The organism is Veillonellaceae bacterium (assembly GCA_012523975.1).
In the GTDB taxonomy this organism is placed as follows: Bacteria; Bacillota; Negativicutes; order JAAYSF01; family JAAYSF01; genus JAAYSF01.
Window position 1 is genome coordinate 74482 of record JAAYSF010000065.1, and the last position, 17363, is coordinate 91844.

Consider the following 17363-nt stretch of genomic DNA (forward strand, 5'->3'; position numbering starts at 1 on the left):
GTGATACTGTGATTGAAGTAGCATTCAGACCTAAAAAACGCCTCTTTGTATCTTTGATTATAGCTAGCTTATGTTTAGCAATGCTCTCTATATATGGCATTTGGATTGTCAGCTTTCCTGGACTTAAAAGTATAAGTTCCTTTCTTCCGTTAATCTTAGGAACACTACTTGGATTGGTAGTAATCGCAATAGCCAGTGGTGTTGTTGGAATCATTCTAGCTATACTAGGCTTTCCAACGCCAAAGTTTTTTCAAAGCTTAGCTTGGTCGGCTATTAATCTTTTATTTCCATTAGCTACCCGTATTGGAAGACTATTTGATGTCGAAAAGGAACGTGTCGAACGCTCATTTATTGAAATGAGCAACCACCTTATTAAGCAGAAACATATCAAAGTATCTCCGGAAAAACTGTTGATACTTAGTCCGCATTGTATCCAGCAAGAATCATGCCCCCATAAGATAACCCGTGACATTAATAATTGTCGATGCTGTGGCGGCTGCCAGGTAGGGGATTTGCTAAAATTATCACGTAGCCTAGGAGTTAACGTTACTCTAGTTACCGGCGGAACCTTAGCGCGAAAAGTTATCAAAACTATTCGGCCGCATGTAGTTATTGCAATCGCATGTGAGCGCGATCTAACCAGCGGTATTCAAGATACTTTTCCATTACCAGTTATTGGTGTGCTAAATGAACGCCCGTATGGACCTTGTTGCAATACCAGAGTTAGCATTAAACAAGTTGAGAGTACTGTCAGAGAATTAATCAATATAAAACAAGGTGATGCAAATGAATGCCCGCGAGATTGCTCTGAAAATTATAAATGACGTTACAACTAACGATGCTTACGCCAATATTGCCCTAACACGTGAACTCAACAAGCATAAACTCACAGATCAGGACCGTCGTTTCGTTACAGAGTTGGTATACGGAACAATTAAGGCTGGTAAGACCCTTGATTATATAGTTAGTCACTACATAAATCGGCCAATGAAAAAAGTTCCACAAATAATTCAAGACATACTAAGAATGGGTGTATATCAAATATTTTTCCTGTCAAAAGTTCCGGTTTCCGCCGCATGTAATCAAGCAGTTGAGCTTACAAAGAAGTATGGCCATTCTGGAACGGTTAAGTTTGTCAACGCTGTACTAAGAAGCGCTGGTCGCAACCCAGATAAGGTTGCCTACCCTGATGTGAACACTAATCCTGTACAATACCTTTCTCTAAAGTACATGCATCCAGAATGGATTATCAGCAGATGGATAAAACGATTCGGTCTTGAGGCTACAGAATCTTTATGCCAAATTAATAATGTCACTCCACCATTATCGATTCGTACCAATACTTTAAAAATTACTAGATCTGCTTTGATCAACGTTTTAGAAGAAGAGGGTGTTGTCTGCGAGCCGTCTAAACTAACGCCGGAAGGAATTATCTGTCATCAGTATCCTTCACTTGGAACATTAAGACCGCTTCAGCAGGGATTTTTTCAAGTTCAGGATGAAAGCTCAATGCTGGTTGCACATATATTAAATCCTCAGCCCGGCGAATATATTATTGATGCCTGTGGAGCTCCCGGCGGAAAAAGCACTCATATTGCTGCACTTATGGAAAATAAGGGAACGGTAATCTCTACCGACATTTATGATCATAAGCTAGCATTAACAAGGGAAAATGCTGAGCGCTTAGGAATAAAAATTATTGAAACTTTAGCTATCGATGCTACAAAATTAAGCAGCCATTACTCTCTTAAAGCAGACAAGGTTCTTGTAGATGCACCATGCTCTGGTTTAGGGGTGTTAAGGAGAAAACCTGACTCACGTTGGCGCAAGACTGAATCAATGATTAATGATTTACCGAAACTCCAAAAAGCTATCTTGAATAGTGCAGCCGACTGTGTAAAACCAGGTGGTACTCTTGTATATAGCACGTGCACAATCGAACCAGAAGAAAATCAAAACGTCGTACATGCTTTTTTAAGCAGTCGAACTGATTTTAAATTGGACGACATTAGTGACTGCATTCCTGGAAAAAGTCTGTCATCAAAAATGATTCAATTGCTACCGCATGTCGACCACGTGGATGGGTTCTTTATTGCTAGGATGATTAAGAGTAGGTGATAGTTTGAAAGACAATTTGCTAGGTTTATTTGCGGATGAAATAGTTGAAAAACTTGCAGCTTATGGTTTTGAAAAGTATCGGGGACAACAAATTGCTAAGTGGATTTACCAACAGGGAGTTTTTGATTATGAACGAATGACAAATATTCCCAATGCTAAACGCCAAGTGCTAAAAAATCATTTTGAAATAAATATGCCTACCCTAACAGCTCATCAGCACTCTGGAGATAAAAAAACCAGTAAATTTTTACTCACCTTCAAAGATAATGCTTCAGTCGAAACTGTCCTTATGAAACAGCCTTACGGTAATAGTGCTTGTGTTTCCACTCAAGTTGGCTGTGGAATGGGGTGCCGATTCTGTGCATCTACCCTTCAGGGGGTAAAACGTAACTTGACGGGTGGGGAAATCCTCTCCCAAATACTCTATATAAATAGTATTCTTGCCAAGGAACGGTCTGCAGTAAATTCTATAGTAATTATGGGCTCTGGCGAGCCCCTGGCTAACTACGATAACGTACTTCGTTTTATCAGGCTATGCCATGAAAGTTACTCCTTGAACATGAGTTATCGCAATATTACTCTTTCTACTGCTGGGATTGTACCTGGTATAGAGAAACTAGCTACCGAGGGCATTCCTATAAATTTAGCCATTTCGCTCCATGCTCCCACGAACGCTATACGTTCAAGCATAATGCCAATCAATAAACAGTATGATATAGCTAGCGTTATCGATGCCGCTGATCGTTACGCTGAAAAAACTGGCCGCCGTGTCACCTATGAATACACATTAATTGAGAATATTAACGACAGTCCTGATCATGCAGCAATGTTGGCCAAATTGCTTAAAGGCAGATTAGCCAGTGTTAATTTGATCCCTGTAAATTCAGTACCCGAACGGGGATTACTGCGTCCTGCGAGAGATCAGATTCTGAAATTCCTACACATCCTGCAATCACTCCATATCGTCGTAACTCTCAGAAAGGAAATGGGTGCTGATATTCAGGCCGCCTGCGGTCAATTGAGAAGAAAAGTAATCGAAAAAGAAGAGAGTGCTTGTCTAGAGTAGATTGGCTTTAGCAAGTAACTCTCTTTTATAATGCATTGCATTTTTTTGTGTATATTGGTAATAATTAGGTAATGACTATGGTTTATTTTGACTCGATTTACAATTTAGACTATAATATTTTCATATACTCACGCGCATTGGAGTGCATAAGATGAAGATTGTTCGAAATCTTGAAAATTTCTTTGAAAAATATATAGAAGGTTTCTTTAATAAGAAATTTGAGAGCGGCCTTCAGCCTGTCGAAATAGCCAAACATTTACTGCGAGAAATGGAAGCAGAGCGGTTCGTGGGCGTTTCTCGCATTTATATACCTAATTTATATAATGTCTATCTAAACAAAGATGATTATGATCATCTATTGCCTTATAGCCAAGCTATCCGAGATGAATTAGCGCAATATGTTAACAATGAAGCACGTGAGCGAGGCTATACAATAGTAGGTAAGCCTATCATTGAGCTTCTTTCTGTTGGCGACCAAAATACTGAGAAAATTAGAGTAGACTGCAGTTTTACTGAACCACTGCCAATTGATCAATCTTCAGATAGCCCTCCTGAAGGACTTTCTGACACTAGAGTATTTAATAAAGTAACGTCAGAGCCTAACTGGCCGAAACAAAATATAGAAGCAGCTTTAACAGTAATAGAAGGTCTTGATGCTGGCGAGAAATATATTATTGGTAATAACCGAGTTAATATAGGACGTCGCAAGAGTAACGAGCTGCCTTTAGCAGATATGAATACCTCTAGGTTACATTCATATATAGTGATTGAGGACAATAATCATATTCTTTACGATGCCAAGAGCCTTAATGGTACATATGTTAACGGGCACCGTGTTGCTCGCTGGCGTCTAAGATCCGGCGATAAAATAAAGCTCGGTAACACCATAATTTTATACGAGGTGAAATAATTGCCGGCTAAAGTAATGGTGTTGAATATTATCAGTGTTATTCTTCAATATTGCTTAATCGCGTTGGTCTACTATTTTTTATTTATGATTATCAAAGCTATTTATCGCGATTTAGCCTCATCAAAGCATAATATCGAATTAACTAAAACCATTCATACTGAGTCCCAACCATTAGATGTTAGTAAATCACGCTTGGTAGTTATTGATAGTAAGCACATTGCTTTACAATCTAATAGCTTTAATCTTGATGAAACTACCTCCATAGGACGAGGTGGTACCAATGATATCGTTATTGATGATAAGTTTGTTTCCTACGAACATGCCTGTATAACTTACTATAAGAACGGCCACTGGCTAAGCGATCTGAATAGCACCAATCACACCTACCTAAACGGAAAGGCAATAGCTGGAGAAATTCTCCTCAAGGACGGGGATGTGCTAAAAATTGGTGCTGTTACTTTTAAATATGTGAGGTGATATGAATTGCTGGCTTACGTTAAATCAGATGTCGGACTAGTTCGCGAAACTAATGAAGACAGTTATGAATTTTTGCCCCCGCACCTATTCGTCGTAGCCGACGGAATGGGAGGGCATGCTGCAGGAGAAATTGCAAGCAATATAGCGGTACGGACTCTAAAAGAGTTTGTCACGCAAAACATGTTACCAACAGTAAATCCTAATAGTATTCTAGAACAAGCAATAGCTAGGGCAAATACGCTAGTATATGAAATGGCTATGTCTAAAACTGAATGTACTGGCATGGGCACAACGCTAACGGCTGTTTATGTAACTGACACCGAAATATATTGGGGTCATGTAGGCGACAGTCGTATTTACTTGATCCATGAAAATAGACTGCGCCAGCTTACCAGTGACCACTCATTAGTTTGGGAATTGGTCCAAAATGGAAATATTACAAAAGAAGAAGCCAACACGCACCCTCAGCGCAATTTGCTTACTCGCGCAGTGGGTACCAGTAGTAGTATTAAAATTGATACCGGGATCACTAGCTGGAATACTGGTGATATTCTATTGCTATGTACAGACGGATTAACAAATATGGTGAGTGAGCAAGACATTTTTACTCTAATAAGTATGGAACCTTTAGGAAATTCGGTAACTGATATGCTTGTTGAGCAAGCTAAGCAGGCTGGCGGCCTAGATAATATTACTGTTATCTTAGTACGAAATGGAGATTGAATAGGTCTATGGCTGAAGCTCGCTGCGAGTTTAAATTACTTATAATTGCTAGCTTAATCGGTTGTTTGGGAATATTGGCTGTCAGTACAGCAACGCTGACTTTAAACATAACTATTCTAATTGTTGCTGCCGGCATGCTTATCCTACCGCCGATTGCTTTTAGACTCCGAAACCAAGCAAACTGCATTACCACCGATCCGCTTTTACTACCTCTAGCCATTGCTTTAACCGGGCTTGGATTGGTAATAATTCTTCGCCTTAAACCTAACTTATTTCCATTGCAAGCTACTTGGGCGGCTATTGGATTGCTATGTTTTGTTGGATCGACCAAGTTGTTTCGTAATTTAGAAAAAATTGCACAATATAAATATCTCTGTGGGATAATTGGCATCGGTCTGTTATTTACAGCTATTATTTTTGGGGTCGACATTGGCGGAAATAAAAATTGGGTTATCATTGGACCGGTAAGATTTCAGCCCTCCGAATTCGCTAAAATTTTCATTGTTCTCTTTTTAGCTGCCTATCTAGCTGAGCGGCATGATCTACTTGCGTTGACAACTAACCGTTACGGCCCACTTGAACTTCCTCATCCGCGTTTTATCGCGCCGTTACTAGCAATTTGGGGACTAGCTATGGTAATGTTAGTACTTCAGCGAGATCTAGGCTCCGCGCTGCTTTTTTTTGGGGTAACTATATTAATGACTTATATGGCGAGCGGGAGATTTAGTTATGTTGTATTAGGCCTAACCCTTTTTTTACTCGGCTCGATAATATGTTATCAGCTTTACCCTCATGTTAGGGTTAGAGTAGATATTTGGCTTAATCCTTGGAGTGACCCTAGCGGTAAGGCCTTTCAAATTGTTCAATCACTATTTGCTTTAGGCTCTGGAGGGGTTCTCGGAAGCGGCCTTACCTATGGATTCCCGCACTTAATACCTGAAGTTCATACTGACTTTGTATTTGCAGCTATTGGTGAAGAACTAGGTTTACTTGGTACTGCTGCTGTCCTACTTTTGTATATAACGCTTATTTATCGGTCGTTCAAGATAGCCCTAACATGCCGAAAACCATTTAGTACCTTAGTTGCTGCCGGATTGGCTATAGCAACCGGCTTACAAGTGTTTATTATTATCGGCGGGGTAACAAAATTCTTCCCTCTTACCGGAATAACTTTGCCATTCATAAGTTATGGCGGCAGTTCTATGATAGCTAACTTTATCTTACTGGGAATACTGTCGGCAGTATCTGAAATGAGGGCTAAAAATGCATAAAGGTGATTCGAATAAGTTTAATTTATCTATACGTCGAGTTGCCTTTTCAATAATATTCCTACTGCTTCTGCTATTTGTACATGTTTCCTATATACAAACATTTCAAAGCAATGCTTTGGCAACTCATGCTCTCAACCGTCGTAACATAGAGGCAGCACACAAAGTGGAACAGGGCCAAATATTAGATAGAAACAACAATAAACTGGCACTCAGTGTGCCCGACGATGATGGTGTTTATAATAGGCAGTATCCATATGGAGCTATAACTTCCCATGTTATAGGATACTCGAGTATCGAGTATGGCAAAAGTGGTCTAGAGAGTCGTTATACAAGCTATCTTACCGGCAGCGGTAATCCAGAAAGAAACCTTGGCCCGATTGCACATCTCTGGGATACAAAAAAGGGTAATAATCTTGTAACAACACTTGACGCAGATTTGCAAGAGATAGCTTATAAAGCCTTGGGTAATCGACGTGGCGCGGTTGTAGCCCTATCGCCCCGTACCGGTGAGATTATTATCATGGCCAGCAAGCCTGGTTTCGACCCTAATAATATTGAAAAAGACTGGCAAACAATTTCACAATCTGATGATAGTCCATTGCTTAACCGATCGGTTCAGGGGCTTTATCCTCCGGGGTCGATAATAAAAGTAATGATTGCTGAGGCGGCACTAACTGAAAAGACAGTTAAGCTTAATAACATATATTCCTGCGAAGGGGCACTAAAAATTGGACCAGATTATACGCTTTATGAAAGCAATAGTGTAGCCCATGGTAAAGTTGATTTGGAAGATGCTTTAGCTGTGTCCTGTAATGTCACCTTTGGGAAATTAGCCCTTCAGCTAGGCAGCAAGAAGATGGAGAAAACGTTTGCCCGTTATGGTTACTCTCAAAATGTTGACGATGTACTGGCTGAGTCCTCCTGCCACATACCAGATTTCCGAAAGCTATCTGATGGCGACATTGCACAAGCAGGCATTGGACAAGGGAGTTTACTGGTAACACCTCTCAGGATGGCTATGTTAGCTAGTTGTTTCGCAAATAGTGGAACGATGATGAAACCCTATTTGATCAGCAAAATAATTTCACCAGACGGTGCAATTATCGAACAGACTAGTCCTCAAGAATGGCTACGTCCTGTAAGTCCAGAAGTTGCGAATGAAATTAGAAAGATGATGATTTCCGTTGTTAATAATGGTACAGGAAATTCAGCTAAAATATCTGGATTACCTGTAGCAGGAAAGACTGGAACAGCAGAAAATCCTAGTGGTTCTCCTCATGCTTGGTTTATAGGATTTGCCCCTGCAGATGACCCACAAATTGCGATAGCAGTTATTGTAGAAAATGGCGGGTCAGGCGGTCAAGTTGCAGCACCTATAGCTCGTTCGATATTCCAACGGGCACTACGTTAAGGAGGTGATTTTATAATGATAAATAGAACACTAGATAGACGTTATACGATTTTAGAACATATCGGCGGCGGCGGCATGGCCGATGTATATCGCGCCCACGACCAACTACTTGATCGTTCTGTTGCAGTAAAGGTTTTACGGTCACAATTTACCAACGACGAGGATTTTATTTCTCGTTTTTGGCGCGAGGCTCAAGCAGCTGCCCGTTTATCACATCCAAACATTGTCAATATATATGATGTTGGTAATGATGACGGTACATATTATATCGTTATGGAATACATATCGGGTGAAACCCTTAAGGACCGTATCGTACGAGACAAAGTATTACCGGTCGAAGTTGCTTCGAGAATAGCATTAGAAATTGCCGAGGCTCTTGAACACGCCCATCAAAACAACCTAGTTCACTGTGATATTAAGCCTCATAATATTCTAATCACTAGCTCTGGCCGTATTAAAGTTACTGACTTTGGTATTGCCCGGGCTGTAACAACAGCCACAATGACGCATACAGGTACAGTACTCGGTTCAGTGCATTATTTTTCTCCCGAACAGGCCAAGGGCGGAGCTATTAGTGCTAAATCAGACATTTATTCTTTAGGCGTTGTTCTATATGAGCTACTTACCGGGCAACTTCCTTTTAACGGTGAAACACCTATTAGTATTGCTCTAAAACATTTACAAGAGCATCCCCGGTCAGTTCGTGAACTTAACCCAGAAATCCCGCCTTTAGTAGAGGCAATTGTCATGAAAGCAATGGCAAAAGACATTTCGGCACGCTTTGATAGCATTACCGATTTGATTAAAGACCTAAGGCATGCGCAAAACTATCTTCGCGATGATCATACCCGACGCCTGTCACGTGATGACTTTCCTACACAGATACTACCACGCTTGGATGACCCGACGGTGGGAACCGATAAGGACGATAATTTTGATTATCAAGACCCACCACGTAAATCCAAGCGTTGGATATGGGGATTATTACTAATCCTCTTACTGGGTTTTTTAACCGGGGCATTTTTGGCATTCGGTAAGTTCTGGAGCTCAAATGAGGTAAGCGTTCCAAATGTTGTCGGCAAGCCCCAAGATACCGCCCAGAATATTATTGAAAGTCAAAATTTACGGGTTAGTATATCAGATACCTTCAATGATAAAGTTCCATCTGGGTATGTTATTTCACAATATCCAGAGCCAGGTTCAATAGTTAAAGAACAAAGAACAATCACGCTTGTAGTAAGCAAGGGTAGCGAGATAACAGTAGTACCAAATCTAAAAGGGCTCAGCCGGCGAGATGCTGAGCTAACACTTAAAAACGCTGGCTTGGCAATTGGCAATATTGAGGAACAATATACCACTGATGCAGCCGCTGACATTGTCATAAGTCAAAATCCTCGGCCGCCTGCTCAGGTTAATAAAAACACACCTATTGATTTTGTTGTTAGTAAAGGGGCAGGACCTAAGAAACTTCCATTACCTGATTTCCGCGGCACACCTCTTAGTACAGTTAATTCACAAATTGAAAGTCTTAAATTGAAGGTTGGCAAAGTAACTGAAGAAATCAATGATAAATATCCGTCAGGCATAATCAGCGGTCAAAATCCAGCTCCTGGTTATGAAGTAGCAGAGGGGACTGTAATAGATTTGACTGTTTCAAAAGGAACAATATCTGCCGTTAAACGGGCTGTGGTTCAAGTAAACGTTCCGGAAGGACCTTCTCGTCAAGCTGTCCAAATTGTGGTTACCGATTCGGCGGGGCGCAATATAATATATGAAAACGTCCATAAGCCTGGTGATAAGATTGAAAAGCCAGTTGAAGGAGTAGGACAAGTTAGAATACAGGTCTATATTAATGGCGCGTTGCTACAAGAGCAAACACTATAGCGGGAGGCATAGTTGTGCTGCATGGAGTTGTCATAAAGGCGTACAATAGCTACTACTATGTACAGACAGATAGTAAACTAACTATGTGTACACTACGCGGGAGATTTAAGAAAGAACGTTATTCCCTATTAGTTGGAGACGAGGTAGAGTACGAGCTATCCGGGCAGCAGAAGGGCGTTATTGAGAAGATATTGCCAAGACGCACTATGCTCAAACGCCCTATGGTTGCTAATGTCGATCAGGTCATTTTAACTTTCGCTGCCGTCAATCCTGATTTTAATTCGGTACTGGTTGATCGGTTTTTAGTATTAGCTGAGTTATCCAATCTCGATATAGTAATCTGTATTAATAAGATTGATTTAGCAAATATTGATGATCTACAACCTACCATTGATCTTTACCGTCAGATTGGGTATATTGTTATCCCCATCTCGGCCAAAACCGAGCTTGGAATTGAAGAGTTTCGTAATCTACTGCATAACAAAATAACGGTTTTTGCAGGTCCTTCCGGGGTAGGCAAATCTACCATCCTTAATTCATTAGAACCTAAGCTTGAACTCGTTACTGGCCAAGTCAGCGATAAGATTGGAAGGGGGAAACATACTACGAGGTTTGCCCAGCTACTTCCGCTTTCAGGAGGTGGTTTTGTCGTTGACACCCCAGGATTCAGCGCAACTGATTTTTCTGATATACAGGAAAGTCAATTGATGGATTGCTTTCCTGAAATCTCGAGATTAGTTTCTGATTGTAAATATAATACCTGCCTACATTATAAGGAGCCTCAATGTGCTGTAAAACAAGCTGTTGCTGAACAAACAATCAACGAAAAAAGATATAATTCCTATATCGAAATACTTGAGGATATTAGGGAAAAAAGGAAAGGATTTTATAATGGTTAAAATTGCACCTTCAATTTTATCAGCTGATTTTTCCATGCTAGCCGATGAAATTCGAAAAGTAGAACAAGCTGAAGCAGACATGATTCATATCGATGTTATGGACGGCCACTTTGTTCCTAATCTGACATTTGGCCCCCCGGTAGTCGCTGCTATTCGTAAGGTTACCAAGCTACCGTTTGATGTTCATCTTATGGTTACCAATCCACAAGATTTAATCGATTCATTTATAAATGCCGGTGCTGATATTATTACAATTCATGCTGAAACAGCACCTCACCTTCACCGTCTGCTGCAGACTATTAAAGATAAGGGAGTAAAGACTGGGGTTTCATTGAACCCATCAACCCCTTTATGTTGCGTAAAGGAAGTTCTGAGCAATACTGATATGGTTCTCCTGATGAGCGTAAATCCAGGCTTCGGTGGCCAAAAGTTCATTCCTGAGACGGTTGATAAAATTAAACGGCTAAAGCAAATAATAGATCAACATAACTATCGAGTAGATATTGAAATTGATGGCGGTATAAATCAAACCACAGCTGCTGAGGTTATTGCCGCCGGAGCTAATATTCTAGTAGCCGGTTCAGCTGTTTATGGCGCACCTGATATTGCCGAAGCAATACGAACAATCCGCAGGGCTTGATTATTTCTGCGATTAGTGCTAAATTATATGTAGACCAATTTGAATATTGTAGCCTTTGGGGTAAGGTGAAAAAGAGCAATCTTTTAATTCCTGACCGGCGGTATAGCCCGCGAGCTTAACAGCTGATCTGGTGAAATTCCGGAGCCGACAGTACAGTCTGGATGGGAAAAGGCTGGTTAAGAGGACATTTAAGTGTACTCTATGCCTCTTATTGCCATCCTTAGGCTGTTATAAGCATTGCTTAAAACAGCCTTTTTTGTTCTACGGAATTATAAGTATATAATTACGATAGCATAAAGCATCATTTTCTTTAATATTCGCCAAAGGCTCGGCGTAAGCCGGGTTTTCTCATTTTTTTATTGCCGGGGGTATATACATATGGACACGTTTTATATGCGTCAAGCCCTTATGCTGGCCAAAAATTCGCTGGGACGAACAAGCCCTAATCCATTAGTTGGCGCGGTGATTATCCGCGATGGTGAGGTTGTCGGTACTGGTTGGCACAAAAAGGCAGGTACTCCACATGCTGAAATTCATGCGCTAAATCAGGCAGGTAGCTTAGCAAAGGACGCTACAATTTATGTTACACTTGAACCTTGCTGCCATCATGGACGAACAGGACCTTGTACAGAGGCTTTAATAAAGGCTGGCATCAAAAAAGCTGTTATTGCAATGACCGACCCAAATCCAAAAGTCGCAGGGTGCGGCATTGCCAAACTCCGCGAATCAGGTATAGAAGTAGTGGAAGGGGTCTTAGCGGCAGAGGCAGCAAAACTAAACGAAGTGTTTATTAAGTGGATAGCCACTAAAATGCCCTTTGGTGTTCTAAAAACTGCCATGACTCTTGATGGAAAAATTGCAACATATACTGGTCATTCTAAGTGGATTACCGGTAGCCAAGCCCGCTTAAGAGTTCATGAGCTAAGGAATACTTATGATGCCATCATGGTTGGCATAGGAACAGTCTTAGCTGATAATCCTGAATTGACGACTCGTCTCCCTAATGGCGGAAGAAATCCGGTACGTATAGTGGTTGATAGCATGGCACGCACTCCGCTATCGTCTAAAATTATTACCGATGGCCTAGCTAGAACAATTATCTGTGTATCTGAGAATGCTCCAGTTGATAAAATAGCATCACTAAAATCCTGCGGAGCTGAAATTCTTATTATTCACCGTAATGAACTAGGTCTTGATTTGCGTGAACTTTTTATCGAATTAGGCAATAAGAACATTACCAGTGTTTTGATTGAAGGCGGTGCTAGCATTAATGGATCGGCTTTACAGGCTAACATTGTTGATAAGATCGAATGGTTTATTGCCCCGAAAATTGTTGGTGGAATAGGAGCGCCTGGATCTGTCGGAAGTATCGGCGCAGCTACCCTAGACAACGCGCATCTTTTGGAAGATATAAACACTAATTTTATTGGAGAAGATATACTAATAAGTGCGTATTTACGCAATCGGGAGGGTAGAGATGTTTACAGGACTTGTGGAAGAATTGGGTAAGGTCAAAGCTATTAACCGTGGTCCTAAATCGGTTCGCCTGACATTAGCAGCAAAAAAAGTCCTTTCTGACGTCAAAATAGGTGATAGCATTGCTGTAAATGGCACCTGCCTAACCGTAGTCGATTTTGGCGATGACTGGTTTACAGCAGATGTTATGCCGGAAACCGTTGAACGAACGGTGCTAGCTAAATTTAAGCTAGGTGATATTGTTAATTTAGAGCGAACATTAGCACTTGGCGACCGTTTCGGCGGCCATATTGTCAGCGGCCATATCGATGGCGTAGGCGTTATTCGCAGTATGCAAAGAGATGATAACGCTGTTATAATAAGGATCGAAACTGGTCCGGAAGTTATGCGCTACATTATAAAGAAAGGTTCTATTGCTATTGATGGGATTAGTCTCACGGTGGTGGACTATGGTGAAGACTGGTTTACTGTATCATTAATTCCGCACACTGCCGCCATGACAACTCTTGGTATTAAGTCAACCGGGTCATTAGTTAATTTAGAAACTGACATTATAGGAAAATATGTTGAAAAGATGCTTGGTCTCGCCACAAAAGAACCGCAAAATACTTCTAAAATTACAGCAGACTTTTTGCGTAATTATGGCTTTGATTTATAAAATTTATTAAATGGAGGTCCATTATGAAATTCAATACAATACCTGAGGCTATTGAGGATATTAAAAGCGGTAAAATGATTGTCGTAGTAGATGATGAGGATCGCGAAAATGAAGGCGACTTGCTAATGGCAGCTGAGAAAGTAACACCCGAAGCGATTAATTTTATGGCAACATATGCTCGCGGTTTAATTTGTATGCCCGTAATCGGTTCAAGACTTGATGAGCTCAATATTGGTGCAATGGTTGAAAAGAACACTGATAACCATTGTACAGCATTTACCGTTTCAATCGATGCTGTTTCTACGACAACAGGTATTTCGGCTCATGAACGTTCCGAAACTATCCAAGCAGTATTAGCACCTCAAACCAAACCTGAGGATTTAAGACGGCCTGGTCATATATTCCCGCTGCGGTATGTTGAGGGCGGTGTACTGCGCCGTGCCGGTCATACTGAAACTGCCGTAGATATGGCTAAATTAGCTGGACTATATCCTGCCGGCGTAATATGTGAAATTATGAATGACGATGGTACTATGGCTAGAGTACCACAATTGATGGAGTTTGCAGCCAAGCACAATCTAAAAATTGTTACTGTTGCTGATCTTATAAAATTTCGCAAAAGCACTGAGAAGTACATAACACGGGCTGCAGAAACAAAGCTCCCCACTAAATATGGCGAATTTCGTCTTATTGCGTACGAAAATAGTCTCGATAAAAAATGTCATGTTGCCCTTGTAAAAGGTGATGTAGCAGGCAAAGAAAACATCCTCGTCCGTGTACACTCGGAATGCCTTACCGGCGATGTTCTAGGCTCATTACGCTGTGACTGCGGTGAACAGTTAGCCACCGCACTCAAACGAATTGAAGCCGAGGGTACTGGTGTTTTACTTTACATGCGCCAAGAAGGTCGAGGAATCGGATTAGCGAATAAAATTCGTGCATACGCTTTGCAGGACAATGGTAAAGATACCGTTGAGGCCAATGAATTACTCGGTTTCGCTCCAGATCTAAGAGATTACGGTATTGGAGCGCAAATCCTCTCGGATTTAGGTTTGTCGAGTATCAGACTTCTAACTAATAATCCCCGCAAACGGGCAGGATTGGAAGGCTACGGTTTAACAATTACTGAGCGTATCCCGCTTGAGATGAAGGCTAACCGTTTCAATAAACGTTACCTTTCGGCCAAAAAGGCTAAACTAGGCCACATGCTAAAACAACAATATGAGGAGGCAAAATAATGGCTAAAACATTAGAAGGTCAACTAATTGCAGAAGGTTTAAAATTTGGGTTAGTAGTAGCAAGATTTAATGAATTTATCACAAATAAATTATTAAGCGGTGCACTTGACGCCCTAAAGCGTCACGGCGCTAATGATGATGATATTGAAATAGCATGGGTACCTGGCGCTTTTGAAATTCCGCTTGTTGCCCAAAAAATGGCTTTCAGTAAAAAATATGACGCAATTATATGCTTAGGTACTGTAATTCGCGGCAGTACTTCTCATTATGATTTCGTATGCGCTGAAGTTTCAAAAGGTGTTGCACATGTTGGTCTGGATAGTGGTATTCCTACAATGTTCGGGGTTTTAACGACAGAAACTATTGAACAAGCCATAGAACGAGCTGGCACTAAAGCAGGCAACAAAGGTTTTGATTCTGCAATGTCCGCCATTGAAATGGCAAATCTGCTTAGAAATATCTAATGTAAATTATTTCCAGGGAAATAATCGAGGTGAGTAATGAAAATTGGGATAGTAAGCGATACACATGGCTGTACAGCTACTTGGCAAAAAATCTACAATAAATTTTTAATTGATACTGACTTAATAATCCACGCAGGCGATGTGCTGTATCACGGCCCGCGAAACAATATACCAGCTGAATACAACCCCAAACTGTTAGCTGAACTTATTAACAGCTGCCCAACTCCCATTGTTATAGCCCGCGGAAATTGTGATGCCGAAGTCGACAGTATGGTGCTTGATTTGCCAATTCAAGCACCATATGCTTACGTTCAGCTTGAAAAGCTACGGATAATTGTTACTCATGGCCATAACTTAACAAGCGAATTTAAAAAAATACTTGCTGCTAAATATAAGGCTGATTTATTTATTACTGGTCATACTCATATTGCAGAACTTGAGAAGCAGGGTGATGTGATATTTGTTAACCCGGGATCACCGTCAATGTCGAAACGACAAGATGAGCGTAATACCCTAGCATTGCTGTTCGACAATAAAGTATCAATATACGATGCTGACACAGAAGAAGAAATTATAACGGTTAATCTTAAGTAATAAATACAGTATATTTAGGAGTGTGTACCATGTCAGATAATTTGATCCGTGCTACAGTACCAGGGGTGAGAGTTTTTGCAGCCGTCACAACTGAGTTGGTGGAGGACGCTAGACAGCGGCATGATTGCTATCCGGTTGCAAGTGCCGCACTGGGCAGAACTATGACGGCTGCATTACTATTAGCTGCCAATCTTAAATCTGATGAAAGTTTGACCATCCGTTTTTCTGGCGACGGACCACTTGGAGAAATCATCGCTGATGCACATTCAACTGGAATTGTTCGCGGTTATGTTAGGAACCCGCATGTTGAATTGCCACTTCGCGGTAATAAGCTTGATGTAGGCAAGGCTGTAGGGCAGCAGGGGCATATTTATGTTACAAGGTTTACAGGCTTAAAACAGCCTTTTACAGGAAGTGCACCTTTAGTCAGCGGAGAGATTGCTGAAGATATAACAAACTATTTAATGGTCTCTGAGCAAACGCCATCAAGTGTAGGTCTCGGCGTCCTAGTCAACCCTGATTTAACTGTACAGGCCGCAGGAGGATTTTTAATTCAGGCTCTTCCAAACTGTGATGATGATGTACTCGATAAGATTGAACACAACCTTGCAACGTTACCGCCTGTATCACAGCTGATTAGTGACGGCAAGGACGCAGCCGGCATCATTGAAATGATTTTTAACGGACTTCCCATATCGTTCTACGATGCTATGCCGCTGAAATTCAGCTGTCCTTGCTCAGTTGAAAGGGTTAGCAATATGCTAATAAGCCTTGGCGCAAGTGAGTTAAATGAGATGATTGAAGAAGGTAAAGCCGAAGTTTGCTGCCACTTTTGTGCAGAAAAGTATCAGTTTTCAAGAAAAGAACTGCAAGCACTTCTGCATACAATAAATCGAAACTAAAAAAAATAAAAAGGACTTGATATCAAGTCCTTTTTATTACGATAACAAACTAATTAAATTGCGCGCTGAATTTTACCAGAACGCAGGCAACGGGTGCAAACATTGATTCTCTTAACTTCGCCGTTTACTAATGCCCTTACACGTTGGATGTTTGGTTTCCAAGTGCGCTTTGTTTTTAAGTGGGAGTGGCTGACATTAAAGCCGCTAGTTTCACCTTTAGCACAAATATCACATACATTTGCCATCTATTCCACCTCCTTTGATGAAGGACAAAATCCTAAGTACAATAACATTACTATTTTAACACAAATAGCTAATAATGTGCAAGAGAAACGCATAAACATTATATCGAATCCATATGAAGGGATTTTCTTTTCCAATATTGAATATTCAATTACAACCATTTGGGGAGGGGACAACATGATTAACAAGAACACCCCAATAATTGTAGCGCTTAGGTCTCATCCAGACGCCCGCGAAATTTTTATGAAGCATGGCATGGGCTGCATCGGCTGCATGGGCTCCACTAGCGAAACCATAGAAAATGGCGCTAAAATGCATGGCATTGACGTTGAATCGTTAGTAAAGGAATTAAACTCTTTAAGGTTTAAAGAATAGGCAAAGATTTTCTT

19 protein-coding genes and 1 riboswitch are annotated in these 17363 nt (G+C 40.9%); of the genes, 18 read left to right on the forward strand and 1 reads right to left on the reverse strand.

The annotated features are described in order from the left end of the window. The first annotated feature begins 8 nt into the window (after window positions 1–8). From GX348_08685 to hslO, 17 genes are all read left to right on the forward strand, one after another. Complete coding sequence (locus GX348_08685; GenBank protein NLP42255.1) at window positions 9–824, forward strand: DUF116 domain-containing protein; 816 nt, start codon at window positions 9–11, stop codon at window positions 822–824. Continuing rightward, entirely contained in the window at window positions 787–2118 is a 1332-nt protein-coding gene (rsmB, locus tag GX348_08690; protein NLP42256.1) for a 16S rRNA (cytosine(967)-C(5))-methyltransferase RsmB, read from the forward strand. The genes GX348_08685 and rsmB overlap by 38 nt, the downstream gene beginning before the upstream one ends. Before the next feature lie 4 nt (window positions 2119–2122). Further along, window positions 2123–3184, forward strand: coding sequence for a 23S rRNA (adenine(2503)-C(2))-methyltransferase RlmN (gene rlmN, locus GX348_08695; GenBank protein NLP42257.1), 1062 nt, complete (start codon window positions 2123–2125; stop codon window positions 3182–3184). A gap of 151 nt (window positions 3185–3335) precedes the next feature. After that, entirely contained in the window at window positions 3336–4094 is a 759-nt protein-coding gene (locus GX348_08700; protein ID NLP42258.1) for a DUF3662 and FHA domain-containing protein, read from the forward strand. A 15-nt stretch (window positions 4095–4109) separates the two neighbouring features. Continuing rightward, window positions 4110–4571 carry an FHA domain-containing protein gene (locus GX348_08705; protein ID NLP42259.1) on the forward strand — a complete coding sequence of 154 codons (462 nt, stop codon included), beginning with the start codon at window positions 4110–4112 and terminating at the stop codon, window positions 4569–4571. A gap of 6 nt (window positions 4572–4577) precedes the next feature. Beyond that, window positions 4578–5294, forward strand: a complete 717-nt coding sequence (locus tag GX348_08710) for a Stp1/IreP family PP2C-type Ser/Thr phosphatase (GenBank protein ID NLP42260.1) — start codon at window positions 4578–4580, stop codon at window positions 5292–5294. Window positions 5295–5302: 8 nt separating this feature from the next. Next, on the forward strand, window positions 5303–6565 hold the full coding sequence (locus tag GX348_08715; GenBank protein ID NLP42261.1) for an FtsW/RodA/SpoVE family cell cycle protein: 1263 nt from the start codon (window positions 5303–5305) through the stop codon (window positions 6563–6565). Further along, on the forward strand, window positions 6558–7976 hold the full coding sequence (locus GX348_08720) for a cell division protein FtsI (protein ID NLP42262.1): 1419 nt from the start codon (window positions 6558–6560) through the stop codon (window positions 7974–7976). The genes GX348_08715 and GX348_08720 overlap by 8 nt, the downstream gene beginning before the upstream one ends. Before the next feature lie 15 nt (window positions 7977–7991). Beyond that, window positions 7992–9860 carry a Stk1 family PASTA domain-containing Ser/Thr kinase gene (gene pknB / locus GX348_08725; GenBank protein NLP42263.1) on the forward strand — a complete coding sequence of 623 codons (1869 nt, stop codon included), beginning with the start codon at window positions 7992–7994 and terminating at the stop codon, window positions 9858–9860. 14 nt (window positions 9861–9874) lie between these two features. Continuing rightward, on the forward strand, window positions 9875–10759 hold the full coding sequence (gene rsgA, locus GX348_08730; protein NLP42264.1) for a ribosome small subunit-dependent GTPase A: 885 nt from the start codon (window positions 9875–9877) through the stop codon (window positions 10757–10759). Continuing rightward, window positions 10752–11399 carry a ribulose-phosphate 3-epimerase gene (locus GX348_08735; protein NLP42265.1) on the forward strand — a complete coding sequence of 216 codons (648 nt, stop codon included), beginning with the start codon at window positions 10752–10754 and terminating at the stop codon, window positions 11397–11399. Before rsgA ends, GX348_08735 begins: the two co-directional genes overlap by 8 nt. A gap of 47 nt (window positions 11400–11446) precedes the next feature. Further along, window positions 11447–11576, forward strand: a riboswitch (FMN riboswitch). Window positions 11577–11777: 201 nt separating this feature from the next. Continuing rightward, window positions 11778–12908: a bifunctional diaminohydroxyphosphoribosylaminopyrimidine deaminase/5-amino-6-(5-phosphoribosylamino)uracil reductase RibD gene (gene ribD, locus GX348_08740; protein NLP42266.1), complete on the forward strand. Its 1131-nt coding sequence runs from the start codon at window positions 11778–11780 to the stop codon at window positions 12906–12908. Further along, entirely contained in the window at window positions 12877–13533 is a 657-nt protein-coding gene (locus GX348_08745) for a riboflavin synthase (protein NLP42267.1), read from the forward strand. Before ribD ends, GX348_08745 begins: the two co-directional genes overlap by 32 nt. 23 nt (window positions 13534–13556) lie before the next feature. Next, on the forward strand, window positions 13557–14771 hold the full coding sequence (locus GX348_08750; protein NLP42268.1) for a bifunctional 3,4-dihydroxy-2-butanone-4-phosphate synthase/GTP cyclohydrolase II: 1215 nt from the start codon (window positions 13557–13559) through the stop codon (window positions 14769–14771). Then, window positions 14771–15235: a 6,7-dimethyl-8-ribityllumazine synthase gene (locus tag GX348_08755; protein ID NLP42269.1), complete on the forward strand. Its 465-nt coding sequence runs from the start codon at window positions 14771–14773 to the stop codon at window positions 15233–15235. Before GX348_08750 ends, GX348_08755 begins: the two co-directional genes overlap by 1 nt. 36 nt (window positions 15236–15271) lie before the next feature. Then, on the forward strand, window positions 15272–15829 hold the full coding sequence (gene yfcE, locus GX348_08760) for a phosphodiesterase (protein NLP42270.1): 558 nt from the start codon (window positions 15272–15274) through the stop codon (window positions 15827–15829). A 29-nt stretch (window positions 15830–15858) separates the two neighbouring features. Beyond that, the gene (gene hslO, locus GX348_08765; protein NLP42271.1) at window positions 15859–16731 is read left to right on the forward strand and encodes an Hsp33 family molecular chaperone HslO; all 873 of its coding nucleotides are present in this window, start codon (window positions 15859–15861) and stop codon (window positions 16729–16731) included. Window positions 16732–16784: 53 nt separating this feature from the next. Here hslO and GX348_08770 read toward each other — a convergent pair whose 3' ends face one another. Beyond that, complete coding sequence (locus GX348_08770) at window positions 16785–16976, reverse strand: 50S ribosomal protein L28 (protein ID NLP42272.1); 192 nt, start codon at window positions 16974–16976, stop codon at window positions 16785–16787. A 175-nt stretch (window positions 16977–17151) separates the two neighbouring features. On the opposite strand from GX348_08770, the gene GX348_08775 reads away from it, so the two are divergent. Beyond that, window positions 17152–17349: a DUF1858 domain-containing protein gene (locus GX348_08775; protein NLP42273.1), complete on the forward strand. Its 198-nt coding sequence runs from the start codon at window positions 17152–17154 to the stop codon at window positions 17347–17349. Window positions 17350–17363 lie beyond the last annotated feature (14 nt).